22 protein-coding genes are annotated in these 24,896 nt (G+C 53.7%); 15 read left to right on the top strand and 7 right to left on the bottom strand.

What is annotated here, in order from left to right; genetic code table 11:
• The first annotated feature begins 94 nt into the window (after positions 1 to 94).
• The gene (gene zntB, locus HC231_RS11705) at positions 95 to 1,078 is read left to right on the top strand and encodes a zinc transporter ZntB (protein WP_208231119.1); all 984 of its coding nucleotides are present in this window, start codon (positions 95 to 97) and stop codon (positions 1,076 to 1,078) included.
• 374 nt (positions 1,079 to 1,452) lie between these two features.
• Here zntB and HC231_RS11700 read toward each other — a convergent pair whose 3' ends face one another.
• Positions 1,453 to 2,241, bottom strand: a complete 789-nt coding sequence (locus HC231_RS11700) for an amino acid ABC transporter ATP-binding protein (protein WP_246494778.1) — start codon at positions 2,239 to 2,241, stop codon at positions 1,453 to 1,455.
• 412 nt (positions 2,242 to 2,653) lie between these two features.
• On the opposite strand from HC231_RS11700, the gene HC231_RS11695 reads away from it, so the two are divergent.
• From HC231_RS11695 to HC231_RS11660, 8 genes are all read left to right on the top strand, one after another.
• Positions 2,654 to 3,877: an aminotransferase-like domain-containing protein gene (locus tag HC231_RS11695; RefSeq protein WP_208231118.1), complete on the top strand. Its 1,224-nt coding sequence runs from the start codon at positions 2,654 to 2,656 to the stop codon at positions 3,875 to 3,877.
• Positions 3,874 to 4,515: a glutathione S-transferase family protein gene (locus HC231_RS11690; protein ID WP_208231117.1), complete on the top strand. Its 642-nt coding sequence runs from the start codon at positions 3,874 to 3,876 to the stop codon at positions 4,513 to 4,515. The genes HC231_RS11695 and HC231_RS11690 overlap by 4 nt, the downstream gene beginning before the upstream one ends.
• A gap of 337 nt (positions 4,516 to 4,852) precedes the next feature.
• Complete coding sequence (locus tag HC231_RS11685) at positions 4,853 to 5,536, top strand: DUF1847 domain-containing protein (RefSeq protein ID WP_208231116.1); 684 nt, start codon at positions 4,853 to 4,855, stop codon at positions 5,534 to 5,536.
• A 7-nt stretch (positions 5,537 to 5,543) separates the two neighbouring features.
• Positions 5,544 to 6,455, top strand: a complete 912-nt coding sequence (locus HC231_RS11680; protein ID WP_208231115.1) for a transporter substrate-binding domain-containing protein — start codon at positions 5,544 to 5,546, stop codon at positions 6,453 to 6,455.
• On the top strand, positions 6,452 to 7,309 hold the full coding sequence (locus tag HC231_RS11675) for a transporter substrate-binding domain-containing protein (RefSeq protein ID WP_208231114.1): 858 nt from the start codon (positions 6,452 to 6,454) through the stop codon (positions 7,307 to 7,309). The genes HC231_RS11680 and HC231_RS11675 overlap by 4 nt, the downstream gene beginning before the upstream one ends.
• Before the next feature lie 31 nt (positions 7,310 to 7,340).
• Positions 7,341 to 8,096, top strand: coding sequence for an amino acid ABC transporter permease (locus HC231_RS11670; protein ID WP_246494777.1), 756 nt, complete (start codon positions 7,341 to 7,343; stop codon positions 8,094 to 8,096).
• Entirely contained in the window at positions 8,086 to 8,907 is an 822-nt protein-coding gene (locus tag HC231_RS11665) for an amino acid ABC transporter permease (protein ID WP_208231113.1), read from the top strand. Before HC231_RS11670 ends, HC231_RS11665 begins: the two co-directional genes overlap by 11 nt.
• A 223-nt stretch (positions 8,908 to 9,130) precedes the next feature.
• A complete protein-coding gene (locus HC231_RS11660) occupies positions 9,131 to 9,274 on the top strand; it encodes a hypothetical protein (RefSeq protein ID WP_208231112.1) in 144 nt (47 codons plus the stop codon).
• A 166-nt stretch (positions 9,275 to 9,440) separates the two neighbouring features.
• On the opposite strand, the gene ttcA is transcribed toward HC231_RS11660, so the two are convergent.
• Together ttcA and HC231_RS11650 are read right to left on the bottom strand one after the other, a co-directional pair.
• Positions 9,441 to 10,376 carry a tRNA 2-thiocytidine(32) synthetase TtcA gene (gene ttcA / locus HC231_RS11655; RefSeq protein ID WP_208231111.1) on the bottom strand — a complete coding sequence of 312 codons (936 nt, stop codon included), beginning with the start codon at positions 10,374 to 10,376 and terminating at the stop codon, positions 9,441 to 9,443.
• 217 nt (positions 10,377 to 10,593) lie between these two features.
• A complete protein-coding gene (locus tag HC231_RS11650; RefSeq protein ID WP_281397420.1) occupies positions 10,594 to 10,902 on the bottom strand; it encodes an MmyB family transcriptional regulator in 309 nt (102 codons plus the stop codon).
• Here HC231_RS11650 and HC231_RS11645 point away from each other — a divergent pair.
• Complete coding sequence (locus HC231_RS11645; RefSeq protein WP_208231110.1) at positions 10,872 to 11,576, top strand: MFS transporter; 705 nt, start codon at positions 10,872 to 10,874, stop codon at positions 11,574 to 11,576. The genes HC231_RS11650 and HC231_RS11645 overlap by 31 nt on opposite strands.
• Before the next feature lie 132 nt (positions 11,577 to 11,708).
• Positions 11,709 to 11,996 (top strand): putative hemolysin, encoded by a 288-nt coding sequence (locus tag HC231_RS11640; protein ID WP_208231109.1) that lies wholly within the window; start codon positions 11,709 to 11,711, stop codon positions 11,994 to 11,996.
• A gap of 45 nt (positions 11,997 to 12,041) precedes the next feature.
• Here HC231_RS11640 and HC231_RS11635 read toward each other — a convergent pair whose 3' ends face one another.
• Positions 12,042 to 13,034: a 2-hydroxyacid dehydrogenase gene (locus tag HC231_RS11635; protein WP_208231108.1), complete on the bottom strand. Its 993-nt coding sequence runs from the start codon at positions 13,032 to 13,034 to the stop codon at positions 12,042 to 12,044.
• Between the two features lie 245 nt (positions 13,035 to 13,279).
• Here HC231_RS11635 and HC231_RS11630 point away from each other — a divergent pair, with 245 nt between their 5' ends.
• Together HC231_RS11630 and HC231_RS11625 are read left to right on the top strand one after the other, a co-directional pair.
• Complete coding sequence (locus HC231_RS11630) at positions 13,280 to 15,868, top strand: YdbH family protein (protein ID WP_208231310.1); 2,589 nt, start codon at positions 13,280 to 13,282, stop codon at positions 15,866 to 15,868.
• Positions 15,869 to 15,881: 13 nt separating this feature from the next.
• Positions 15,882 to 16,103, top strand: a complete 222-nt coding sequence (locus HC231_RS11625; protein ID WP_208231309.1) for a YnbE family lipoprotein — start codon at positions 15,882 to 15,884, stop codon at positions 16,101 to 16,103.
• Positions 16,104 to 16,213: 110 nt separating this feature from the next.
• Here HC231_RS11625 and HC231_RS11620 read toward each other — a convergent pair whose 3' ends face one another.
• The gene (locus HC231_RS11620; protein WP_208231107.1) at positions 16,214 to 16,819 is read right to left on the bottom strand and encodes an FMN-dependent NADH-azoreductase; all 606 of its coding nucleotides are present in this window, start codon (positions 16,817 to 16,819) and stop codon (positions 16,214 to 16,216) included.
• A gap of 377 nt (positions 16,820 to 17,196) precedes the next feature.
• Here HC231_RS11620 and hrpA point away from each other — a divergent pair, with 377 nt between their 5' ends.
• Together hrpA and HC231_RS11610 are read left to right on the top strand one after the other, a co-directional pair.
• Positions 17,197 to 21,084 (top strand): ATP-dependent RNA helicase HrpA, encoded by a 3,888-nt coding sequence (hrpA, locus tag HC231_RS11615; RefSeq protein ID WP_208231106.1) that lies wholly within the window; start codon positions 17,197 to 17,199, stop codon positions 21,082 to 21,084.
• A gap of 318 nt (positions 21,085 to 21,402) precedes the next feature.
• Positions 21,403 to 21,828 carry a hypothetical protein gene (locus HC231_RS11610; protein ID WP_208231105.1) on the top strand — a complete coding sequence of 142 codons (426 nt, stop codon included), beginning with the start codon at positions 21,403 to 21,405 and terminating at the stop codon, positions 21,826 to 21,828.
• Positions 21,829 to 21,932: 104 nt separating this feature from the next.
• Here the strand turns inward: HC231_RS11610 and HC231_RS11605 are convergent, their stop codons facing one another.
• On the bottom strand, positions 21,933 to 22,775 hold the full coding sequence (locus HC231_RS11605) for an EcsC family protein (protein WP_208231104.1): 843 nt from the start codon (positions 22,773 to 22,775) through the stop codon (positions 21,933 to 21,935).
• 17 nt (positions 22,776 to 22,792) lie between these two features.
• Entirely contained in the window at positions 22,793 to 24,571 is a 1,779-nt protein-coding gene (locus tag HC231_RS11600; protein ID WP_208231308.1) for a sensor domain-containing diguanylate cyclase, read from the bottom strand.
• Between the last annotated feature and the right edge of the window lie 325 nt (positions 24,572 to 24,896).

Here is a 24,896-nt window from a genome sequence, read left to right as displayed (position 1 = left end):
TTGGTGTTTATTGCGGCGGTGACGCAGTTTGATTAGTTTAGAAAAATGATTGTTAAGATGTATCGGAAGTAATGAATCATCACCGGAGGCAAGCGTGGAACCCTTTAAAGGAAAAGAACTACAACATACCGGTGCTGTTTATGCGTATCAGTTGAACGGCGACGGCGGGATCGCGCCGATAATCGATGATGACGTGGTAACCAGCGCGAAACCTTGCTGGCTGCATCTCGACTCTACAAAACGCGATAGTGCTGACTGGCTGACGGAAACCAGCCTGGTACCGGATAGCGTACGGGATGCGCTGTTGGGAGAAAGCGTGCGCCCCAGAGTCACCCGGTTGGGCGAGGGGACGATGATTACGCTGCGCAGCATTAATCGCAATGAGAATTCGCGGCCGGATCAATTGGTCGCCCTGCGGATTTTTATTACGGATAGCCTGATTATTTCTACCCGGCGGCGAAAACTGGCGGCCATTGATGAAGTGCTGGACGATCTGAAAGAGGGGCATGGCCCTACCGATAGTGGGAGCTGGCTGGTTTCCATTGCGGAAGCGCTGACCGACCACGCGAGTGATTTTATCGATGATTTACATGAAAGTATTATCGCGCTGGAAGAGGATCTGCTGGAGCAGAAAACGCCGCAGCAGGGCGAACTGGCACTGATCCGCAAGCAGTTAATTGTATTAAGGCGCTATATGACGCCTCAGCGTGATGTATTTTCTCGTCTTTCGGTGGAGAAATTCCCCTGGATGCAGGATGACGACCGGCGCAGAATGCAGGAAATCGCCGACAGATTAGGCCGCGGCCTGGAAGATTTGGACGCCAGTATCGCACGCACGACGGTGCTATCGGATGAAGTCACCACGCTGATGACGGATGCGATGAACCGGCGAACCTATACGATGTCGCTTCTGGCGATGGTTTTTCTGCCCACGACCTTTTTAACCGGCTTATTTGGCGTCAATTTGGGAGGGATCCCCGGCAACGACTCCTCATTAGGATTTGTAACCTTCTGTATATTGTTGGTGGGATTGGTGGTAGGCGTTGCCTGGTGGTTAAAACGTAGTAAATGGTTGTGAGCCGCTGATAATAGTTATTGCGCAACGCGTCACAGAAGTTCTGCGAACGCTCGAAAAAAAACGTCTATATTGAGCAATATCAAGATTTTTCATGCTGTTGTACGGCACTATCACTAACGCAGGTGAATGCAACGTCAAGCGATGGGCGTTGCGCTCCATATTGTCTTACTTCCTTTTTTGAATTACTGCATAGCACAATTGATTCACACCATGCCGACGATTTCGTCGGCATTTTTTTATGTGCGTTTCAGCCGTCTGCCGTCGTGGCGTAGGGCGCAAGATACGCTATCCACTTGCGCAGGATCATCCGCTGAAACGCCCTGGAAAAGAAGCGGCGCGCGGCAACTAAATCGGTATGCCGGGTAAGCAAGCCTTCAACTGCTCAACGCGTTGATAAATGCGTGGGTGCGCAGATTTTGCGGATGACGAAATACTTGCTCCGGCGTGCCCTGTTCTATAATGAGGCCGTGTTCGGTAAACACGACGCGGTCGCTGACCTCCTGGGCGAAGCGCATTTCATGTGTGACCAGGATGCAAGTCATGCCTTCGCCAATCAGCTCGCGGATCACCGCCAGCACTTCGCCGACGGTTTCGGGATCCAGCGCAGAGGTTACCTCATCGAATAGCACCAGTTCCGGATCCATTGTCAGCGTTCGGGCGATGGCCACCCGCTGTTGCTGGCCGCCGGAAAGTTCGCCGGGATAGCTGTCGGCCTTGTTTTCCAGCCGCACGCGCGCCAGCAACGCCATGGCGCGCGCTTTCACCAGCTCTTTGGGCTGACGCAGAATACGGATGGGCGCAATCATCAGATTTTCCAGAACAGTAAGATGAGGGAACAGGTTGTATTGCTGGAACACAAAACCAATGCGTTTACGCAAGGCGATGCGCTCGCTTTCATTTTTCAACTGGTGCACGCCGGTATCGCCGATGAAAATCTCCCCCTGATGTGGAGTGACCAGCCCGTTGATGCAGCGCAGGATCGACGATTTCCCCGAACCAGAGGGGCCGATGATAGTCAGCGCTTCCCCCTGGGAAACCTGCAAATCGATGCCTTGCAGCACCGGGGTATTGCCGAGCGTCAGGTGGACATCATGAATGCGTACCAGGGGCCAGGCGGTGTTCGCCTGCGGGTTGCTCTGGACAGATCGCGGCATAGCTATCATAAAGTCAACTCCTGTATATATTCCGACGATACCGGACGGTATGAGGCAGCGCGTGGTAATAGCGGCAGGTCATCCTGATGGTTAAGTTCGGCTACGGGCTGGCCTGTTCCCCCTGCGGAAGAAAATAAAATCAAAAGATACCAGAATTAATTAAATGGGAATCAAAGGTGAAAGCGAAATGCTTAATTCGCCTTTGATTAGTTTTAAATTAAATATACTCGCCAAACGCCAGTCAATTCGCTTACGAGCCGGCACGCCGGCTTTCCTTTTTTCTCCCACGGTTGCGCGTCTATTATCATTGCCGCCGCTCGACGTTATTCGGCAAGCGCAATTCAATAGCTGTTATATTTATTTGTGAGAAAAAATCGATTGTTATAAGAACAGGTATTCGCAGCTATTCAGGAATGAAAAAATGAATGCCATACCGTTCGATCCCCGCACGCTGTTTCGCCCCGGTTTGCCAGAGCCTACGTCCGTCTGGCAGGGCATGGCGGATATCACGTTTAACGCCGGACATAACGCGCCGGAGCTAATCCCGCTGGAGGGACTCGTCAGCGCGGCGCAGATCGCCATCCGGCGTGAAGGCCGCAGTCTGGCGATTTACAATCAGGGCCACGGGCCGCAGGGCAATGAGAATCTGCGCCGCTTTGTCAGCCAGAAGCTGGCGACGCGCGGCATCACGGCGGATATCGAGGATATTCTCATCACTTCCGGTTCCGGGCCGGCGCTGGATCTGGTAAACAATTTGCTGCTGACGCCGGGCGATACCGTGCTGATGGAAGCCTTCTCTTACGCCGGGGCGCTGCGCAAACTGCGCGGCCGTCAGGTCAATATCGTCGCGATTCCGCTGGATGATGAGGGGATTCGCATTGATGCGCTGGAAACAATCCTCGAAGAGCTGTCGCAGCGCGGCGTAACGCCGAAGTTTATCTATACCATTCCTACCGTACAGAATCCCACCGGCGCGATCCTCGGACTGGCGCGACGGCATCAGTTGCTACAGTTGGCGGCGCGCTACCGCACTCTGATCGTCGAGGATGAATGTTATGCCGATATTGTCTGGCAGGGCCATGAGGCGCCGCCGGCGCTATATGCGCTGAGTCCGCAGCAGGTGATCCACGTCGGCTCTTTCTCCAAAACGCTAGCCCCGGCGGTGCGCGTGGCTTATCTGAGCGCGTCGCCGGTCATTCTGCGCCATCTGGTGTCGCTGAAAACGGATGGCGGCACCGGCGCGCTCGACCAGATCATCATCGCGGAGTATTTTGCCAGCCACTTTGACGCGCATATTCGCCGTCTGCGCGCTACGCTGGCGCGTAAACTGGCGGTGCTGACGGCGGCGGTGCGGCAGGAACTGGGCGATAGCGTCAGGTTATGGTTGCCGAAGGGCGGTATTTTCCTGTGGCTGGCTCTGCCTGAGGGCGTGGATACCCGCACGCTGGTGGAACCCGCGGCGGCGGTCGGCGTGGCGTTCAATCCGGGGCCGGACTGGGCGGTTGACGGCGACGCGGCGCAAAACTGGCTGCGCCTGTGCTTCGCGCTGGAGAGCGAAGCGCAGATCCGTACCGGCGTCGCCCGGCTGGCCGGCGTGTTGCGCCAGCATCCCCTGCTGGCCGAAGTGCGGAAGGTCAGCGTATGATCGATCTCTACAGTTGGAACACGCCTAACGGGCGTAAGGTCTCGATTCTGCTGGAAGAGCTGGAACTGCCTTATCGGGTGCACGCTGTCGATATCGGCAAGGGCGAACAGCACAGCGAGGCGTTTCGCGCCATCAGCCCAAACGGTAAAATTCCGGCGATTGTGGATAACGACAGCGGTCTGGCGTTGATGGAGTCCGGCGCCATCCTGATCTATCTGGCGGATAAAACCGGCCGTTTTCTTGCTTCGCAAGGCGACGATCGCTATCGCACCTTGCAGTGGTTAATGTGGCAGATGGGCGGTTTCGGTCCCATGCTTGGCCAGGCGCACCATTTTCTGCACTACTTTCCCGGTAAGTCCGCCTATGCGGAACAGCGCTATCACGACGAGGCGCAGCGGCTGTATGGCGTGCTGAATCACCACCTCGCCGGGCGCCAAACCGTGGCGGACGACTATTCCATCGCCGATATCGCGCTGTGGCCGTGGGTGGCGCGCTTTCACTACCAGCGCATCAATCTGAACGACTACCCGCACGTGCGCGACTGGTATCTGCGTCTGGCCGGCCGGCCCGCGGTTCAGCGCGGTTATCAGGTGCCGGATTTCAGCGGCGATATTCCGCTGCCGGATATCGACGGCTAAATTACCGGGTTATAATTATGTTAAGGAATTGATATATTTTTGCCGAGCGAAATAAACGATACGGTAAATTGTAGCGTTATTTCCCGCATGGATAAGATTATTGGCCAAACAACAATATCGAATAATTAATTCGTATTTTTTTAATAGCACTATTTGGCATAGTTAATTCTGTATTACTACATACCCGCCAGCGCTTTCAGCGCTGCGTCCGCACGGCCTGCATTTCTATTTATTGCCATATTTATACTATCTAAATGTGGAATCATTGGTTTCCAACACCGGCATTTCCCTTTTATTTTGTAGGGAATACTCACGCTATATATTACGGAGTTATTTGGTGGCTAATAAATTTAGCTGTACAGAATGTAATTTTCTCAATTGCTATCGTCATGACAGCGACTTTCCGCGCAAGTGTCTGACCACTGCGCCACAGGGCGACGATCTGCTGCAGGAGAGCCTGACCAGATATGCCGGCGATGAATCGGTGAATAAGATTATGCTGGCCGCCGCGCAGGTGGAAGGGCAGTACTACGGCCAATTAACGCGGGTGGAAGAGATCATTGTTTTCGCTAAAAAGATTGGCGCGCGCAAAATCGGCATCGCCTCCTGCGCCGGCCTGATTCAGGAAAACCGCATCTTCGCCGATATCCTGCGCGCTAACGGCCTACAGGCATTCGGCGTGCTGTGCAAAGTCGGCGCGCAGGACAAGTGCGAGGCCGGCATTAAAGACCGGGATAAGATCCGGCCTGGTCAGTATGAGGCCATGTGTAATCCCATCATGCAGGCGGAATTATGCAATAAGGAAAAAACGGATTTGAATGTGATTAGCGGCCTGTGCGTCGGCCATGACTCGTTGTTTATTAAACATTCGCAGGCGCCGGTCACTTACCTGATCGTCAAAGACCGGGTGCTGGCGCATAACCCGATCGGCGCGCTGAACACCAGTCACTCTTATTATAGCCGGGTGATGGCGGGCGTTCGGCTGAATGAGGAAGATCAGGCTCTGGCGATAAGGAAATAAACAGGTGATGGATATTAATAAATATTTTCGCAATGTAGCGCGGCGTAATCGGCTCTTGCCGCTCATGCTGGCGCTGTTGCCGGGCATGGCGCAGGCCGACGCCACGCTGGATAAAATCCAGTCCCGCGGCAAGGTTGCTATCGGGGTGATGATCAACGGCGGGGATTTTGGCTCAATTGACCCGGTAACCAAACAGTTGACCGGATGGAATCCGGAATTGGCGCGCCGTCTGGCCGGCGATTTAGGGGTTGAGGTGGAACTGGTGCCGGTGCAAACCGCCACCCGCGCCCAGTTTTTAATCGCCGGTAAGGTGGATTTGCTGATTGCCTCCATGGAACTGAATGCTGAGCGGGCGCAGAGCCTCGGCTATGCGCCGACGCCGTTTTATCGCGTGGGCGGCACCGCTCTGACGCCGCGCAACAGCGGCATTCGCCGTTGGGAGGATTTGCGCGGTAAAAACGTCTGCGTTTCCCAGGGTAGCAGCTTTACCCGGCCGCTGGCCGCCGATTACGGCGCGCTGCCGAAAGGCTATAAGAGTTCGTCCGATTCGCTACTGGCGCTGAAAGGCGGCCAGTGCGTAGCGGCGGTGCATGACTCCACGCTGTTGCAGCCGCTGGTGCGCAAGGGCGGCGAATGGGCGGACTACCACGCGCCGATTGCCGCAGAGATCCTGCCGGCTGACTCGGTGGTTTGGGCGCGCAAAGGCGAGGCCGACACCATCGCCGCCGTCGATCGGGTGGTGCAGACCTGGCACCGCAGCGGCTGGCTGATCGCAACGGAAAAGCGGCTGGGCATTACGCCGCCGCAGCCGGCGCTTCAGGAATTGCATAAAAAATTTAGCGCCGTCGGCTCCGAGACAAACGCTGACGCGCCGCGTTACAGGCACGATGAATCACTGACGAAAGTACAAAAACTATGAAAAAAATCTTTTTGTTGCGCGCGGTACTGGCGGTCACGCTGTTGCCGCTGTTTTCTTCGTTCAGTCTGGCGGATGCCACGCTTGATAAGATCAAAGCGCGCGGCAAACTGGCGGTCGGGGTGGATGGGGCGTCCCCGCCGTTCGGTTTGCTCGATCAGAAAACCGGCAAGATCGGCGGCTTTCAGACCGATCTGGGACAGGATATCGCGCAGCGGCTGGGCGTGACGCTGGAGGTGGTGCCGGTCACCGCCTCGACGCGCGTGCAGTTTTTGCAGTCTGGCAAGGTCGATCTGCTGATCGCCAATATTCAATGGACCCAGGAGCGCAGCGAGGCGCTGAGCTATGCGCCGACGCCCTATAATCTGGTCGGCGGGGCGGCGATCGTGTCGAAAGAGAGCGGCGTCAGGAGCTGGTCGGATTTAAAGGGCAAGGTGGCCTGCGTTTCCCAGGGCAGTAACTTCACTCGACCACTACAGGAGTACGGCGCGATCGTCAAAGGATTGCGCGGCATCCCCGAATCGCTGCTGGCGCTGAAGGGCGGCGCCTGCGACGCGTCGGTGCACATCTCGCCCGCCATGCATCTGGTGCTGGAAGGGCCGAGCGCGTCGCAGTGGCAGGCCTACCGGCTGGGAACGCCCGACCCGTTGATCCCGTCGCCGACCGTGATCTGGACCCGGCGCGGCGAGGCCGATACCCGGAAGTTCGTTGATGATGTGATCCGCGACTGGCACCGTTCCGGCTCGCTGCTGCGTCTGGGGCGGCATTATGGCGTGCCGGACGAGTATTTCCGCGCCGCCAACGCCAAAGCGCAGCGCGGCGAATTCGACGCCGCGCCGCCGGAGCCGGCTTTCTGAGTTCGGTTCGCGTAGCAAGGAGGATGAGACAATGTATTCTGGGCCGTTGCTTGATTCTTTCCTGTCCGGATTGGTGGCGTTTTTTAAACCACTGGGCCTGAACTATGCATTTGTACTGGACCCGGTTGACCGGGCCGCGTTTTTGAGCGGCATGGGCGTATCCCTTGAACTTTGTTTGCTGACCATTCCATTTAGCCTGCTGATGGGGGTGCTCATCGCGGCGGCGCTCACCGGCCAGACGCGCTGGCTGACAGCGCCGGTCAGCGCTTTTGTCGAACTGGTGCGTAATACGCCGACGTTAGTGCAGTTGTATTGCGCCTTTCTGGTGCTCAATATGCTGATTACCCAGCATATCAGTCAGGGCGGCAACCCGATATCGCCGTTGATGTGGGTCGTGTTGGTGGTATCGGTGCATAAGGCGGTGTTCCATGCCGAAGCGCTGCGCGCCGGCATTGAGGCGGTGTCGCCGGTTACGCTGGAGGCCGCCCGCGCCATGGCCTTCAGCCGGCGGCAAATCTTCTGGTATGTACAACTGCCGTTAGCGGTGCGTTTTTCTCTGCCGGCGCTCGTTAATAACCTGGTGGATCTGGTCAAGATGACGGCGATCGCCTCGGCCATCGCCGTTGGCGACGTGACCTATCAGTCGATTATGATCTGGTCGCAGCGCGACAACGTACTGGAGCTAATCTTACTGATTCTGGTCTACTTTGCCGTGCTGACCTGGCTGGTCAGCGCCGCCGGAAGATGGCTGGAAAACCGTCTGAGGATGCCGGGCTATGGTCAATGATATCGTGGTGAAACGTAGCGTGCGGCCGGGCAAATGCCGCGCGCTTATCGGCGCCGTGCTGTCTGATTTCTGGGCGATCGCGCTGCTGGCGATCGTAGCGGTCAATCTGCTGCTGGCGAATGCCGACAGCGCGCCGTTTGCCGTGATCCAGCTATGGCGCTGGCTACCGGCGTTGTTTCAAGGGATTGGCGTCAACATCGGCATTAGCGCGCTGGCCATGCTGCTGGGCACGATGCTGGGCGTGGCGGTGGGCGGCCTGTCGCTGGCGCCCTCGCGTCTGTTGCGCACGCTGACCCGGCTCTGGGTGCAGATTTTTCGCAACGCGCCGATTCTGGTGCTGATTTACTTCACCACCTATGTGTTTCCCTTCGAAATCGTTTTTCTGCATTGGTACATCCCTTTTCCCGATTGGGTTAAAGTGGTGATTGGCCTTGGCCTGCCGGCCAGCGCCATCATCGCGGAGATTTTTCGCGGTGCGGTGCAATCTATCCCCAGCGGCCAGTGGGAAACCGCGCAGTCGATGGCTTTTAGCCGTAACCAGATTTTTCGCTACGTCATCCTGCCGCAGTGCGTGCGCCGGATGTTGCCGCCGTGGATGAATGTGTATGCCAGCATCACCATGAGTACCTCGCTGGCTTCGCTGGTCGGCGTGCATGACGTGGTGGATATGGCCACTATCGCCAGTAATACCGTGGCGCGGATTGATTTCACCATTCTGGTTTACTTCACGCTGCTGCTGTTTTTTTTCTACTATTGTTACCCGATCGCCCGCATGACGCGCCTGTTGGAAAAGCGTTTGATCGGGCGTTGAATGTTTCAGACAAACGGCTGGCGCGACGACGGGATAAATCCTGGCTTGACGCCGCCGAGCGACGAGGGATCGCCTCTTATTCCGCAGAACGCATCAGGCGTTTTTTGTGCTTTCTCTCTCAGCTTCTATGCTTAATAGACAGGTGCTGGTTCCGCCAGCCAGTCTCATCGGCATATCAGTAGCTGGATTTGACGTCAATTCATCCAACACCGAGGAGAAAGGTATGAATATTCAGAGCGCGGCTGAATATCCGCTTGTCGACACTATTCCCACCGACCCGATTCCGATTCCGGATCCGCTGCCTAAACCGCCGCCGATCCCCGATCCCGACCCAAAACCGATTATCGATCCGCCGCCGCACCGGTGACGAACACGGTCATGCACTGTCGGTGCCTATTGGAGAGATGCCCGCCTGCGCGGGCATAACGATGTCAGGGGCTGAAGGAGAAAAGTGCCTTGCCCAAAGAGGCTTAACACCCTCTCTGTGCTTTTTAATCAACGCGTTAACTTGATTATCGGCTTGTTTTGGGCGCCTATTTGATTTCGAGTACGTCAAGTCGGGTAAGCGGGGCGATCTCGTCGTCGTCCTCTGGCTGCCAGCCGGCAGGCCGCAGCGGGATCGCCTCGCGATCAAAGGCCAGATCGCCGCCGTCAATGACTTCACTGTCATGATGTATGCCTTTGAAATCAAACAGCGCATTATCGGCAAGATGGGAAGGCACCACGTTCTGCATGGCGCTGAACATGGTTTCAATGCGGCCTGGGTAACGTTTATCCCAGTCGCGCAGCATGTCTTTAATCACCTGACGTTGTAAATTGGGCTGCGAGCCGCAAAGATTACAGGGAATAATCGGGTACTGACGGGCTTCGGCGAAACGCTCAATATCCTTTTCCCGGCAATAAGCCAACGGGCGGATAACAACGTGTTTTCCATCGTCGCTCATCAGTTTCGGCGGCATACCTTTCAATTTCCCACCGTAGAACATATTCAGAAACAGCGTTTGCAAGATGTCGTCACGGTGATGACCAAGGGCTATTTTGGTTGCGCCCAGTTCCGTGGCCGTACGGTATAAGATACCGCGGCGCAGGCGTGAACACAGCGAACAGGTGGTTTTACCTTCCGGAATTTTTTCTTTAACGATACCGTAAGTGTTCTCTTCCACTATCTTGTACTCAATGCCAAGACTATCAAGATATTGCGGCAACACATGTTCAGGGAAACCCGGCTGCTTTTGATCAAGATTGACGGCAACCAGCGAGAAGTTAACCGGCGCGCTCTGTTGCAGATTGCGTAGAATTTCCAGCATGGTGAAACTATCTTTACCGCCGGACAGACAAACCATAATGCGGTCGCCTTCTTCAATCATATTGAAGTCGACGATAGCTTCCCCCGCGTTGCGGCGCAGGCGCTTTTGAAGTTTGTTTAAATTGTATTGCTGCTTTTTGTTAACTTGCTGTTTCTCTTCCATTTCTACACGTGCTCATTCCGAAAAGGGGCACCACAGGTGGCAAAAAATAGTTACCGTACAGGTTTTCTATCCAACATGCATAAGTATGGCGTGTATGGTACGGATTACGACGACGAATACCAGATCAGATTTTCCGGCGAATGGGGATGATGTTCATTCCCTGCGGAGTTTACTCTGCCGCGGGCATGAACAACCCGCCACCATGAGGTGACCGGTATTAACGTTTAGCTATCGCCGCTTGCCGCCATGACTCGAAAACGGGTTCAGATGCTTGTGCTGTCGCGTAGTAGACCAATCTCAGGTGGCGATCTTCATCAATGATGAGCGTGGTGTGCTGAAACGCGATCTCTCCAATATCATCAATCATTAAGGTTCGTACCCCGGTGCATGAGCCCTGAACGTTCTGCTGGTGCCAGTCAGCTTTAAAGTCTGGAGAACGTTTTTCAAGATTTTTCGTCAGTTCCTGAATATCTTGCGCCGTCGGCGCACGAGCCTTTGAGCCTACTGGTGGCGAACTATGCCGGATGGCAATCCGCCCTGTGGTTTATTGCCGGATTAGGGTTGATATCGTTTATCGCGCTTTGGCGTAAGCTTCCCGTATTGCCTGCGAACATTGAGGCATCTATCGGTCAGAGGCTGTCGATTTTACGCGATCGTAAAGTGTTTGCGATTTTATCGGTGTCATTGCTGGCTGCTATTGCCAGTCTGGGCATGTATACCTTTATAGCGCCGTTCGTGATGGCCTATCCCGGCGTGCATTCAGTGGTGCCGTGGCTCTGGCTCTGGGGTATCGGCGGCGTCCTGGGCAGCATTCTCATCGGTATGCTAACCACCCGAATCGCCGGGCCAACGCTTACGTTGATTATTATGGGAATATTAACGCTTGCGCTGTTTGCCATGCCGGTAGTGGCGCTATGGAACATTTGGCTTATGGCAATCCCGATAATGCTTTGGGGGGCTGTTGGATGGGCATTGCAGGTTCCGCAAAATCACGAGCTTATTCAAGCCAGAGAACACGCCGGAGACGGCAACCTGGCCGTGGCGCTGAATGAATCCGCGCTTTATCTCGGTAGCTCGTTGGGGGCATCCGCCGGCGGATTGATATTGGCCTTTGATCTGGATGTGTTCCTGCTGCCGATTATTGCGGCGGGATTCGCATTTATCGGCATGCTTATTCAGATTGGGATTGGAAAGGTCTAGGTATCCGGCCACTTTATTGATCTTGTGCCGTATTGGCGCATTTATCGGTGTGACGGCGAAATAAGGTGTGGTAAATAGTGTGGGACAAAGTCATTAATCACTTCATAAAATAAAACGATCCGGAGCCAGAGAATGAAATCGTATCAATGGTTATTCACTGCGGCTGTCCTCGTGCTGGCTGGTTGCAGCAATAGTGAAAAAACCACTGCCGTAAATCAGCAGGATCCTTCATTTAAGAATGACAATTCCGCCGTGCTGCTGAAAATCGATTCGCCCGCCGATGCGAGTTGTTCATTAATGGGGGGAACAATGGCGTTATCCAGACAGTTAAATGGCGCCAGCGTGGGGACTTGCCAGTTGGCTAACGGCAAGCGTTGTGATGAACGCTCATTGATGAATGGCACTTGTCCCGCGGGCTGACGCTGCGGCGACGCAAGGCCGCCGCGGGAAAAGCGCGGAATCGGCTTATGGATTCAATAAATTAGGGCATTCTTCGCCCCGGCTTATCTGGCTCAGATTTTGTAGCGTTGTCTGGGAAATGCTGGTCAACGCTTCTTCGGTCAGGAATGCCTGATGCCCGGTAAACAGCACGTTATGGCAGGCGGATAGGCGGCGGAAAACGTCATCCTGAATAACGTCATTGGATTTGTCCGCAAAGAACAGATCGCGTTCGTTTTCATAGACGTCCATACCCAGCGAGCCGATTTTTTGCAGCTTCAGCGCGTCAATGGCTGCCTGCGAGTCGATTAATCCGCCTCGGCTGGTGTTAATGATCATCACGCCGTTTTTCATCTGCGAAAATGCGGCCTGATTAAGCAGATGGTGGTTTTCCGGCGTCAGCGGGCAGTGTAATGAAATTACGTCCGATTTGGCATACAGCGTTTTCAGATCCACATATTCCGCGCCCAGCTCAAGCGCTTGGGGGTTAGGATAGGGATCAAACGCCAGCAGGCGCATACCGAACCCTTTCAGGATGCGCATGGTGGCGATACCGATCTTGCCGGTGCCGATAATGCCCGCGGTGCGGTTGTGCATGTTGAAGCCAATCAAGCCTTCCAGCGAGAAGTTGGCGTCGCGGGTACGCTGATAGGCGCGATGAATGCGGCGATTAAGGCACATCATCATCCCAACCGCATGTTCGGCAACCGCTTCCGGTGAATAGGCCGGCACCCGAACCACCTTAATCCCCAGCTCTTTGGCCGCATCAAGGTCGACATTGTTGAAACCCGCGCAACGTAACGCCAGCGTTTTTACCCCAAGTTTCGCCAGCTTGGTCAACACTTCACGTCCGCCGTCATCGTTAACAAAAATGCACACGGCCTGGCAGCCTGCGGCCGTTGCCGTGGTGCGTTTCGTCAGCATGAAATCGAAAAATTCAATTTGATAGCCAAACTGTTGGTTAACTCGCTCTAAATACTTACGATCGTATTGTTTAGTACTGTAAACTGCCAATTTCATAGCGTGTTTCTCCGCAAAGTCCTCTTGTTAAGCTATCAGAAAACACTGAATTGACAAACTGTTGCTTGACTAACAATAACAACATAATCATATGAGGGCGATAAGGCGCAAGAAAGTTCAGTGTGCGGTCTGATGGTTGTCTACTATATAAAGGTGAAGGGATTAACAGCCTATAATTCCTACCTAATAAAGCAGGAAATAGCAGGTTTTGGTTTTACATGGAACAGGATGCTTAATATCCCTTGATGACTAAAAAATATTCACTGGCAGGATTGGCGCTGATATTGCTGTTGCTGGTCGTGTCATGGCGAACTCTGCCGCAATGGTTGCCTCGTTTAATCGGGATCTGGTTGCCGGCGGAGATGTCGTTCACGCTGGACTCTTCGCCCGTCTGGCACGATGGGGGGCTGCGAAGTCAAGGGTTCAGCCTGCAAGCCGGTGACTGTCAATTGCTTGATGTGCGGAATATTTCGCTGCACCGGCAATCAGGTCGGTGGCGCGTCGCTATGGCATCGGTCACGCTGGATAGCGATTGCCTGTCGCGGCTGCCGTCCGATGATAATGCGGCGCCTGTATCGCTGTCACAGTGGCAACGGCGTTTGCCTGCCGCCGATATCACGATAGAAACCTTCGAGCTAAAGCCCTGGCGGGACTATACGGGGCAGGTGCGGTTAAGCGCCGATGGCAACACGCGGCAGACGCTTGATTATCAGAGCGAAGCGTTGAGTTTTCAGGCGCAATTGAGCGATCGGCATCTTGTATTGCGAGACGGCGTGCTGGCGACCCCGGCTGATTACGCCCGGTTACGGTTCGGCGGCGAGATGGAACTGGCCGACACGCTGGCGCAGCCCCCGGTTGAGGGAATGTTGCAAGGCCAGTTGGATACCGGCCAAACGCCGGAATCGGTCTCGGCGCTGCTGCGCTGGCAAGGGCGGCAAGGTTCATTATCACTTAACGCCGCAGGCGAGGCCGAGCCGCTGGCGGTGTTGCCGTGGCTGCTGACGCCGGAAACGGTACAGATTAAGGATGGCCTCTGGCGCTGGCCTTATGCCGTACAACCGTTGTCCGGGCAGCTATCAGTCACATTGCAGCACTGGCGGCAGGGATTGGATAAAACCCGTATTGACGCCAGGATGAATATGTTAACCCAGGGGCATAATGGCAAAGCCAATGTGGTATTGGTGCTGGGGCCGGGCAATCTGGGGTTGATAAACAGTCAATTGCGTTTCCAGTTGACCGGCCAGGCCAACCTATCGAATATTTCGCTGACCGCATCATTGCCGGGGATGATCCAAGGCTCGGTATTAAATCCCGAACTGTCTATTTTACCGGGGGCGTTATTGCGCGCCTGGGGAATGCTGTCGCCGCAGGTCCGGCTTGAGGAGGCTCGCTGGCCGTTGGCCGGCGTCCGAGTCGGCCCCGACGGCATTAATGGTCGATTACAGGCCATTGTTAAGGCACAGGACGAATATTGGGGGCGGTTCAACCTGCATCTTGACGGACAAGCGCAGGACTTCTGGCCGGATAAAGGACAATGGCAGTGGCGTTACTGGGGGCGCGGGCAACTGCCGCCGTTAAAGGCCCGATGGGATGTGGCCGGACGGGGGAGCTGGCAGGACACGCTTATTGAGGTACGGCAGCTTTCCAGCGGCCTGGATCAGCTAAGTTATGGGTTGGTGACGGCGCATCAACCCCGCTTGACCATCGAAGAGCCGATACGCTGGCAGCGTACTCAATCCGATGCGTATTTTCAGGGCGCGCTGCAACTGGCGACGGAACAGGTGGATTTCAGTAACGGCGGTTATCTTCCGCCGTCGCTGATATCCTTTAAGCTGAACGGACGCGATCCCAACGAGTTTCTGTGGCAAGGACGGCTACAGGCGCGGGATATTGGTCCGGTTACGCTTCGAGGCCGTTGGGATGGAGAGCGTCTGCGCGGCGGCGCATGGTGGCCGCAGCAACCGTTGACCGTATTTCAGCCGCTGTTGTCTCCCAGATTGAAAATGAATATTCGTAGCGGACAATTTTATGCCCAGTCCGCTTTTTCCGCCGCGCGAGGGGAAGGATTCCGCGCCGGCGGACACTGGGTGGTGAAAAATGGCGATCTGTGGCTGCAAGATGGCGGCGTGCGCGGCGTTAATTTTATTCTTCCCTACCGGCTTCAGGATCAGCACTGGCAGTTGGGCGTGAAACAGCCGGTCACGCTGCGTATTGATACGTTGGATAACCTGTTTCGAATGACGGATATTCGCGTCGATTTACAAGGTTTTTACCCCTATAGCGAAGGACAGCCGCTGACGATGTCGCAGGCCAGCATGGATGTTTTAGGCGGGCATATCGCACTGTCCGCTTTACGCTTGCCGCAGCATGATGACGCACTATTAAAAGTGGAAAGCATCGAACTCAGCGAACTGTTGACGGCGTTAAAACAGAAGCAGATCGCCATGTCCGGCAAGGTGAGCGGCGTTTTACCGCTTAATTTTAGCCATCCGAAGATGTTGATTCAGAAAGGGCGCATCACCAATGATAACTTTCTGACGCTGCGGCTGGATCAACAACTGGCTGAAGAGCTGGCAAGTAAAAATATAGCCACTGGCGCAGCCATTGGCTGGCTGCGCTACCTGGAGATCGGCCGCTCTTATGCCGCCGTTGAATTGGATAACCAGGGCGCGCTGTCGTTGAACTCGCAAATTCAGGGGAAAAACCCGACGCTGAGCGCCGATAGGCAGGTGACGCTCAACTACCGCCATCAGGAGAATATCTTCCAGCTATGGCGCAGCTTGCGTTTCGGCGATAATTTGCAGGATACGCTGGAGCAGCAGGCAAATGAATAATCAGGATTGGATGATGAAAAAACTGTATACATGGCCGGGAACGCTCTGCGTCCTGCTGCTGCTGAGCGGCTGTATTCCGCGGATAGAAGTGGCTGCGCCCAAAGAGCCGATAACCATCAACATGAACGTCAAAATCGAGCATGAGATTTACATTAAGGCCGATAAAGAGGCCGCTCAATTATTGGAAAAATCGGACAACGCCGTAGCTGAAGAGATAAAAAATCGCCGGGAGTGATGCTAAACGTCGCTTGCGGCGGTCAGCGATAAAAAAAGCGCGCCGGAAGGCGCGCAATAACAGCTAAATATAAGAATATGAGTGACAGGGTAACAATGATGTTTTTTAGCTTAAGCGCTAACTAATTGAGATATCTGCGCTTTAGCGGATTCGACCGCTTTTTCAGCCACATCCGGACCATAGGCGATGCCTTCGGCGAAAACAAATTCAACATCGGTGATGCCGATGAAGCCCAGGAACAGACGCACATAGGGCGCCAGCAGGTCGGTTGGCGTATCTTTATGGATACCGCCGCGGCTGGTCAGCACGATAGCGCGTTTGCCTTTCACCAAACCTTCCGGACCTTGTTCGGTATAGCGGAAGGTCACGCCGGCACGGGCAATCAGGTCAAAGTAGTTTTTCAACTGCGTCGGGATGTTGAAGTTATACATAGGCGCGGTAACGACGATAATGTCGTGCGCCTGCAATTCAGCGATCAGTTCATCAGACAGCTTTAACGCTTCCTGCTGACGCGGCGTCAGGGGCGCGTCGGAGGGACGCAGCGAACCGACTAATTCACCGTCGAGAACCGGAATCGGCTGAGCAGCCAAATCACGAACGGTGATGCTATCGCCGGGATGAGCAGACCGCCATTGTTCGCTGAAATAGTCAGCCAGTTGATTTGACTGAGAAAAATTCGCCAGAATGCTTGATTTTAGAACCAATACTTTGCTCATGCCAATTCCTTATTGATTGAAGTCGGACTTATTATTGATGAAACGTCCCCTTGATGAGCTCCATCTTATGCAGCCTTTTAATTGGTTGAAAGTGCAATATTTCGAGTACATCGTTCGATTTTCTTGAATAAGAACTGGCGTTCCGGATTATAGCTCCGGCCTTTGATGTGCTACCATGCCCGCCGAAAAATAGAGGCGTATATCCTGCATCTTTCAGGCTACATCCGCGTTGGCTTCCCTTGCTCGCCCCAGTCGCTTAGTGGAGGGGAGTGAGAGACATCCTGTCTCTCGCCGGAGACCGGCCGCCTTGATGCAACTCGAAATCTATTGGGTATATAAACATTCGCCGAATCAAAAAAGTATTAAGGAATAGCAACGTGAAATCACCTCTCAACGCATTATCCTCGCAGCTAAGTGAGTTAATGCTCCGCGATCAGCAACGTCTGCGCCGTCGTTTACAGGGTGCCGCGAAAGTCGGCGGCCTAAAGGCTCAGAGCGTTATTGCACAGGAGATTGAAGGTGAGATCGCCGTAGCCCGCCAACGAGTGGAAAACCGTCGGGCAAGCTGTCCATCCATCAATTATCCGGAACAGTTGCCGGTCAGTCAGAAAAAAGACGAAATTCTGCATGCGCTGCGCGAACATCAGGTCATTATCGTGGCGGGGGAAACCGGTTCCGGCAAAACCACCCAGTTACCGAAAATATGCCTGGAGTTAGGCCGCGGCGTCCGCGGGCTAATCGGCCACACGCAACCGCGCCGGCTGGCCGCCCGAACGGTGGCCGATCGCATCGCTGCCGAGTTGGAAACGCCGTTGGGCGGATGCGTGGGTTACAAAGTCCGCTTTAACGATCAGGTGGGCGACAATACGCTGGTGAAACTGATGACCGACGGTATCCTGCTGGCGGAGATCCAGCAGGATCGCCTGCTGATGCAGTATGACACCCTGATCATTGACGAAGCGCATGAGCGCAGCCTGAATATCGATTTCATTCTGGGGTATCTGCGTCAGTTGCTGCCAAAACGCCCGGATTTAAAGATTATTATTACCTCCGCCACCATCGATCCGCAGCGTTTTTCGCGCCATTTCAATAATGCGCCGATTATTGAGGTTTCCGGGCGGACTTACCCGGTCGATGTTCGCTATCGCCCTGTGGTGGAAGATGCCGAAGACAGCGACCGCGATCAGCTACAGGCTATTTTTGACGCGGTGGATGAACTGAGCCGCGAAGGGCCGGGCGATATTCTGATTTTTATGAGCGGCGAACGGGAAATTCGCGATACGGCCGATGCCTTGACCAAGCTGGATTTGCCCCATACCGAGATCCTGCCGCTCTATGCCCGGCTATCCAACCAGGAGCAGAATCGGGTATTCCAGTCCCACCACGGCCGCCGTATTGTGCTGGCGACCAACGTGGCCGAAACGTCGCTGACCGTGCCGGGCATTCGCTATGTTATCGACCCCGGCACGGCGCGTATCAGCCGCTACAGTTTCCGCACCAAAGTACAGCGCCTGCCGATTGAACCGGTTTCCCAGGCTTCGGCCAATCAGCGCAAAGGGCGCTGCGGACGCGTGGCCGCCGGGGTATGCATTCGGCTCTATTCCGAGCAGGATTTTCTGTCGCGCCCGGAATTTACCGACCCTGAAATCCTGCGCACCAATTTGGCCTCCGTCATTCTGCAAATGACCTCGCTGGGGTTAGGCGATATCGCCGCGTTTCCGTTTGTCGAAGCGCCGGATAAGCGCAACATTCAGGACGGCGTGCGGTTGCTGGAGGAGTTAAGCGCGATTCAACTGGCGGAAAACGGCCACTATCATTTAACGCCGCTGGGGCGGCAGTTAGCCCAGTTGCCTACCGATCCCCGGTTGGCTCGAATGGTGCTGGAAGCGCGCCGTACCGGCTGCGTGCGCGAAGTGATGGTGATTACCGCCGCGCTATCCATTCAGGATCCGCGCGAGCGCCCGTTGGATAAAAAGCAGGCGTCGGATGAAAAGCACCGGCGCTTCGCGGACAAAGAATCCGATTTTATGGCGTTCGTGAATTTATGGAACTATCTGCGCGAACAGCAAAAAGCCTTGTCTTCCAGTCAGTTCCGCCGATTATGCCGCAACGATTTCCTGAACTATCTGCGCGTGCGCGAATGGCAGGATATTTATACCCAACTGCGCCAGGTGGTCAAAGAGCAGGGATTGCCGATCAACAGCGAACCGGCGGACTACCGCAGTATCCACTGTGCGTTGCTGACCGGCCTGTTGTCGCATGTCGGCCAGAAAGATATCGATAAGCAGGAGTTCAGCGGCGCGCGCAATACGCGTTTTGCGATTTTCCCCGGCTCCGGGTTATTTAAAAAACCGCCCAAATGGACGATGGTCGCCGAACTGGTGGAAACCAGCCGCCTCTGGGGCCGCATTGCCGCCCGCATCGATCCTGAATGGATCGAACCGCTGGCGCAGCACCTGATTAAGCGCAGCTATAGCGATCCGCACTGGGAAAAGGCGCAAGGCGTGGTGATGGCGCAGGAGAAAGTCACGCTGTTCGGTCTGCCCATTGTGGCGGCGCGCAAGGTGAACTATAGCCAGATCGACCCGGTGTTGGCGCGCGAGCTTTTTATTCGTCACGCCCTGGTGGAGGGTGACTGGCAAACGCGCCATGCCTTTTTCCGCGCCAATCTGAAATTGCTGGCGGAAGTGGAGGATCTGGAAAACAAATCTCGCCGCCGCGACATCCTGGTGGATGATGAAACGCTGTTTGCGTTTTACGATCGGCGCTTGCCGCACGATATCATCTCGGCCCGTCATTTTGACAAATGGTGGAAAAACGCCAGCCGTCAGGATGCCGATCTGCTGAACTTTGAAAAAAGCATGTTGATTAAAGACGGGGCGGATAACGTCAGCGCGCTGGATTATCCGAACTTCTGGCATCAGGGCAGCCTGAAATTGCGCCTGTCTTATCAGTTTGAGCCGGGAACGGACGCTGACGGCGTAACGGCGCATATTCCGCTTCCCATTCTTAATCAGGTGCGGGAAGAGGGATTTGAATGGCAAATTCCCGGCGTGCGGCGCGACCTGGTTATTGCGCTGATCAAATCATTGCCTAAGCCGATGCGCCGTAATTTCGTGCCGGCGCCGAATTACGCCGACGCGTTTCTGGCGCGCACAACGCCGTTGGAAAAGGGACTGTTGGATGCATTAGAACGCGAACTGCGGCTGATGACCGGGGTAACCGTGCCGCGTGAAGAGTGGCACTGGGAACAGGTGCCCGATCATCTGAAAATGACGTTTCGCGTTATTGATGAAAAAAACCGTACCTTGCGGGAAGGCAAAGACCTCAATGCGCTGAAAGAGCAGCTTAAGGACAAAGTACAGCAAACCTTGTCCGCGGTGGTCGACGATGGGCTGGAGCAGCGTGATTTACACGTATGGAGCTTTGGCGCGCTGCCGGAATGCTACGAACAGAAACGCGGCGGTTATTCCGTCAAAGCCTATCCGGCATTGGTGGATGAGAAAGACAGCGTGGCGATCCGCCTCTTTGATACGCCGCACCAGCAACAGCAAATGATGCGTCAGGGGCTGCGGCGTCTGCTGCTGCTGAATATTCCATCGCCGATTAAATACCTGCATGAGAAACTGCCGAACAAAGCGAAGCTGGGGCTGTATTTCAATCCTTACGGCAAAGTGCTCGATTTGATCGATGACTGTATCTCCTGCGCGGTAGATAAGCTGATTAGCGAATTTGGCGGGACGGTGTGGCGGGAAGAGGAGTTTCAGCGTCTGCATGAAAAAGTACGCGCCGAACTCAACGATACGGTGGTTGATATTGCCAAACAGGTCGAACAGATCCTGACCGCGGTTTTTGCCATTAACAAACGGCTGAAAGGCCGGGTCGATATGGCGATGGCTCTGGCGTTAAGCGATATTAAAAACCAGCTTGGCGGTTTGGTGTTCCGCGGCTTTGTCACCGCCAACGGTTGGCAGCGGCTGCCGGATGTGCTGCGCTACCTACAGGCTATCGAGCGCCGTCTGGAAAAACTGGCGCAGGATGTTCACCGCGATCGGGCGCAAATGCTGAAGGTCGAGCAGGTACAGCAGGCCTGGCAACAGTGGCGGCATAAACTTCCGGCCGAGCGCCGTGACGATGATGACGTTAAAGCGGTGCGCTGGATGATTGAGGAATTGCGGGTAAGCTATTTCGCCCAGCAGTTGGGCACGCCGTTCCCAATATCGGATAAACGGGTGTTGCAGGCGATGGAGCAGATTGATGCGTAACCGTATGTTTTAAGACGATGCGTAGATTTCTGTTCAGCGGCGGGGCGGCGCCTCTGGGCGGTGGTAGCAAATGCAGACGATGGCGCGGATTGATGCGCATAGGCTTCATTTTTTCAAGTCGGCTGGTTTTTAAGGGATAAAAAAATATAGGCGCAGGAACCCACTAGCGTTTGATTCCACATATACCGTAATTAACGACAGTTGTTCAGACTCATGGCCGCAGGCGTTATTCCCCTGTTTCGCAGTAAGAAATCCGGGAGAAATTTCGCTTTGCCATTGTGATGAATAATGTTTTTCTCGATAGCACAGGAGATAATTATGGGATGCGTATCTTCCACCAGCCGTACTTACAGCCCGCCCGCTGGCAACACGCCGACCAGAGCGGAGCCGCAGCAGCAATCTAACCCGACGCGTCCGGGTCGTGCGCAGCAATGGCACGCGCTATACCATGAAAGCACAAGATTGGCAGTTGATGTTACCGCTCTCGACAGGACGCTTAAAACCCCGGCATCGGATCAGTTAAGGCTCAGAGCCAATGAATTGCGGCTGGCCATCAGCAACAGAGAACGGAGCCGGGATGATTTCTGGCATGAGTTAAACAGCATCAGAAGCGAGGCGGAAAATCTCAGAAATCCCGCCAGCGTAACCGGCGAAAGCAGCGGGAGTCCCGACTCTCGCCGTTTTGATCATTCAGGTTCCTTCAGTCTGGTGTGGCAGGCCAGTCATTTTATGACCGGCCGATAAGCGCATTAACCGCTGAGAGGCTGACGATAAGGGCATACGCCTGATTGCTTATTCAAGTGAACGCCAGTGGTGACGTTGTAACCTATGAGCCCGTTCGCTCACTGTCAGGCGGGGCGGATATCATCTTTTAGCCGAATATAAGCCGACTTGATTTCATCCTCGCCATATTTCTGCTCCAGGCGTTTGATGATGAAATGGCCTTTCGCCATGTTTTGATAATGGTTAATGAACAACGTATTGATGGCTGCGCCGCTGGCCGCCCCGATAACCGGGACGATCTGCGCGGCCATTTTTTCAGTGATGGTGATGCCTAAGCGTGTCGCCACGGCGTCGATCAGTTGCGCCAATGCTCTTCCAGCCTGCGTGGTGGTGATTCTTGCAGACGCTTTTTCTGCGCTTTTTTTACTGGCAATATCGATTAATTCGCGTGCGGCATGCTTGGTGACGTCGGCCAGCACCGCGCGGGAAGCATAGTAGGCGGAATCTGCCGCATCATCGCTTTTGCTGCGGCCGCCGAGGGCGAAAACTTCAACGCAGGCGGCCTTGACGGAAATATCGGCCAGTGAAAAACCTTCACTGCGGGCGATATCCGCGACTGAACGCATCATGATTGTGGTACTTACGGGGAGTTCGACCAGTAATCCCGCAGCGCCGAAGAAACCGCTGACCGCGCCGGCCGTAGCGGCCGCCAGCTTGTGTGTTTTGGTCGAGGAGGCTCTTTTCGGATCGTCGTCCATGGTATATAAAGCGGCGTCAACGGATTTATGCAGCGCGGCATGAACAACATCCTGCACCTTGTTTTTCACCATGGCGGGCAGTTTGGCCATGCTCCATTCAATCGGTCCGCCTATCAGGTTAGCCAGTTGTATGGTGATTGAAGGCGCTTCCAATAGGGCAATGGCTTTGTTCAGGTCATCAATATCTTGCTTGTCGTCAAAAATGGTCATGAAAATGCTCTTGGCTTTTATGCCGTTATCCGGGCCTCATGATTACGAAGCCACGAAACGAAATCATCGGGAAGAAGCGGCCGGGAGAAATAGTACCCCTGAACTTCATCGCAACCAAAGTGGTCAAGGTAGTCCAGAGTCTCATCATCCTCTACGCCCTCGGCGAGAACGTTGTAATTAAGTTTATGCAGCATGCCGATGATCGATTCAACAACAATGCGGCTATCCAGATCGGATTTAATACCCTGAATCAGCGATTTATCCAGTTTTATTATCGATGCCGGAATATTTTTCAGATAATTTAAATTACTGTACCCCGCGCCAAAATCATCCAGCGAAATAGTGAAATCGCGCTGTTTTAGCTCAAGTATTGCAGCAAGTGTTTCGGAGCTTTCCACTATTTTCTGCGTTTCCACACATTCCAGTTCAATATCGGCAGGGGTCAGATTATGTTCGGCAAGGCTATTAATTAGCCGTGAAATGAAATCTTCTTCGGCAAAATTACTGGCGGCGATATTGATGGACACCGGAAATAACATTCCGGCCTGACGCCATATTTTTAGCTGCCGGGCTACCTGCTTAATGACCCATTCTGTTAGCGGCTGCATTAGCGTAGTGCCTTCCGCCAGGGGAATAAATCTATCGGGAAGAATGTTGCCTAAATCAGACTGATGCCAGCGAATGAGCGCTTCAGCGCCAATAACCTGACGGGTTTTGATATTCAGTTTAGGCTGATAAACCAGATATAACCCTGGTTTATTGTGAAGTAATACATCGGCAAGCTCATTAAGCAGGGTAAAGGAAAGCTGTTGAGCTTTATCGCTGCCTTCATGGTATGCGCTCTGACGGATATTTTTATCAATGGCATCGTATAGGGCGCTCATTGATTCACGCAGGATACGTTGCGGATCGCTTACCGGAATTCTAAATTCCGTATAGCCGACAAATAATTCCAGTTTTAACGGAACATGGCTGATAATACTTTCCTGGATGCGATCGGCGCACTCTTCAAGCTTAGCTAGAATCTGCGCTTTCCTGTCAGCCTTGACCAGCAACGCAAAACGCCCCAACGCCGTACAATAAACATTTTCGCTAAAGTTAAAGGACAAACGCAGGAACATGCCGATATCTTTTAACATCCCTTCTACCGTCGGCATGCCAAGCGCCCGGCTCATTTGATAAGCGTAGGAAACATCAATGCCTTCAATAAGGATCAGCAGATAGTTTTCATGGATATCCGTCATATGATTAATATCTTCGATCAGCTGTTGGCGATTCGGCAGCATCGTCACCGCATCGACCAAACCGATCGCATTACGATAGTTAATCAATGACATAGCGATATTCGCTAAATTCTTAAGCGTGTGTAGCTGGCTCATACTGAAGGTTCGGGGAACATAATCTATGACGCACAGGGTGCCGATGGCGTAGCCTTCTTCAGTAAAAAGGGGAATACCGGCATAAAAGCGGATATAAGGCGCGCCTGAAACGTAAGGGTTTTTTTTAAATCTTTCATCCCTCATCGCATCCTGGCAGATAAGAAAACAACCTGTTTGCGCCGTGAATTGATCGAATGATCCCAATTTTTCCATTTCATTTAAGGCGAAATTGGTTTTTGCTTTCACATGCTGCTTGCGAGATCCGCTCAACGTCACTAATGAGGTCGGCATTTTCAATACTTGGCAAGCCAGAGCGGTAAGCTTATTAAGAATATCGTCTTGAGATATATCAAATTCCTGCAATGTGTCCAGAGTCTGCATGCGTTTTTTTTCATCATGGCTTAAATGTTTTAACATGCTGGCTCCTCCTATCATGCAACAATAGCTATTGCAAAATGAATTAAAAGCTATCCTTACACAGTAACATGTATAAATAAGAGTAGGGTAGTTTATTATAGGCATAACGAAGCCCATAGCGGATATGAGCTTTGTTATGCGAAATAAATGAAAGAAAATTTTGCTTAATGACAATGAAAATAAGATTAACTTGATAACATTCTCATTGATAATAACGGCCTTTAATATTTATCTATCATAAAACCCTTATGCATTAACAAGTTGCATGTTAATCAATTTTGTCTTTTGTGAAACTAATAAGATGTTTTTGTGTACGGCTTTAATA

This window comes from Brenneria izadpanahii, assembly GCF_017569925.1.
Taxonomy (GTDB): domain Bacteria; phylum Pseudomonadota; class Gammaproteobacteria; order Enterobacterales; family Enterobacteriaceae; genus Brenneria; species Brenneria izadpanahii.
This window is presented reverse-complemented; position numbering and strand designations above follow the sequence as displayed.

What these genes read in the sequence shown, in the direction of transcription:
- HC231_RS11700 (WP_246494778.1), bottom strand. Translation starts at nt 2,241, where the DNA reads ATGATAGCTATGCCGCGATCTGTCCAGAGCAACCCGCAGGCGAACACC.
- HC231_RS11695 (WP_208231118.1), top strand. Translation starts at nt 2,654, where the DNA reads ATGAATGCCATACCGTTCGATCCCCGCACGCTGTTTCGCCCCGGTTTG.
- HC231_RS11690 (WP_208231117.1), top strand. Translation starts at nt 3,874, where the DNA reads ATGATCGATCTCTACAGTTGGAACACGCCTAACGGGCGTAAGGTCTCG.
- HC231_RS11680 (WP_208231115.1), top strand. Translation starts at nt 5,544, where the DNA reads ATGGATATTAATAAATATTTTCGCAATGTAGCGCGGCGTAATCGGCTC.
- HC231_RS11675 (WP_208231114.1), top strand. Translation starts at nt 6,452, where the DNA reads ATGAAAAAAATCTTTTTGTTGCGCGCGGTACTGGCGGTCACGCTGTTG.
- HC231_RS11670 (WP_246494777.1), top strand. Translation starts at nt 7,341, where the DNA reads ATGTATTCTGGGCCGTTGCTTGATTCTTTCCTGTCCGGATTGGTGGCG.
- HC231_RS11665 (WP_208231113.1), top strand. Translation starts at nt 8,086, where the DNA reads ATGGTCAATGATATCGTGGTGAAACGTAGCGTGCGGCCGGGCAAATGC.
- HC231_RS11660 (WP_208231112.1), top strand. Translation starts at nt 9,131, where the DNA reads ATGAATATTCAGAGCGCGGCTGAATATCCGCTTGTCGACACTATTCCC.
- ttcA (WP_208231111.1), bottom strand. Translation starts at nt 10,376, where the DNA reads ATGGAAGAGAAACAGCAAGTTAACAAAAAGCAGCAATACAATTTAAAC.
- HC231_RS11640 (WP_208231109.1), top strand. Translation starts at nt 11,709, where the DNA reads ATGAAATCGTATCAATGGTTATTCACTGCGGCTGTCCTCGTGCTGGCT.
- HC231_RS11635 (WP_208231108.1), bottom strand. Translation starts at nt 13,034, where the DNA reads ATGAAATTGGCAGTTTACAGTACTAAACAATACGATCGTAAGTATTTA.
- HC231_RS11630 (WP_208231310.1), top strand. Translation starts at nt 13,280, where the DNA reads ATGACTAAAAAATATTCACTGGCAGGATTGGCGCTGATATTGCTGTTG.
- HC231_RS11625 (WP_208231309.1), top strand. Translation starts at nt 15,882, where the DNA reads ATGAAAAAACTGTATACATGGCCGGGAACGCTCTGCGTCCTGCTGCTG.
- HC231_RS11620 (WP_208231107.1), bottom strand. Translation starts at nt 16,819, where the DNA reads ATGAGCAAAGTATTGGTTCTAAAATCAAGCATTCTGGCGAATTTTTCT.
- HC231_RS11610 (WP_208231105.1), top strand. Translation starts at nt 21,403, where the DNA reads ATGGGATGCGTATCTTCCACCAGCCGTACTTACAGCCCGCCCGCTGGC.
- HC231_RS11605 (WP_208231104.1), bottom strand. Translation starts at nt 22,775, where the DNA reads ATGACCATTTTTGACGACAAGCAAGATATTGATGACCTGAACAAAGCC.
- HC231_RS11600 (WP_208231308.1), bottom strand. Translation starts at nt 24,571, where the DNA reads ATGTTAAAACATTTAAGCCATGATGAAAAAAAACGCATGCAGACTCTG.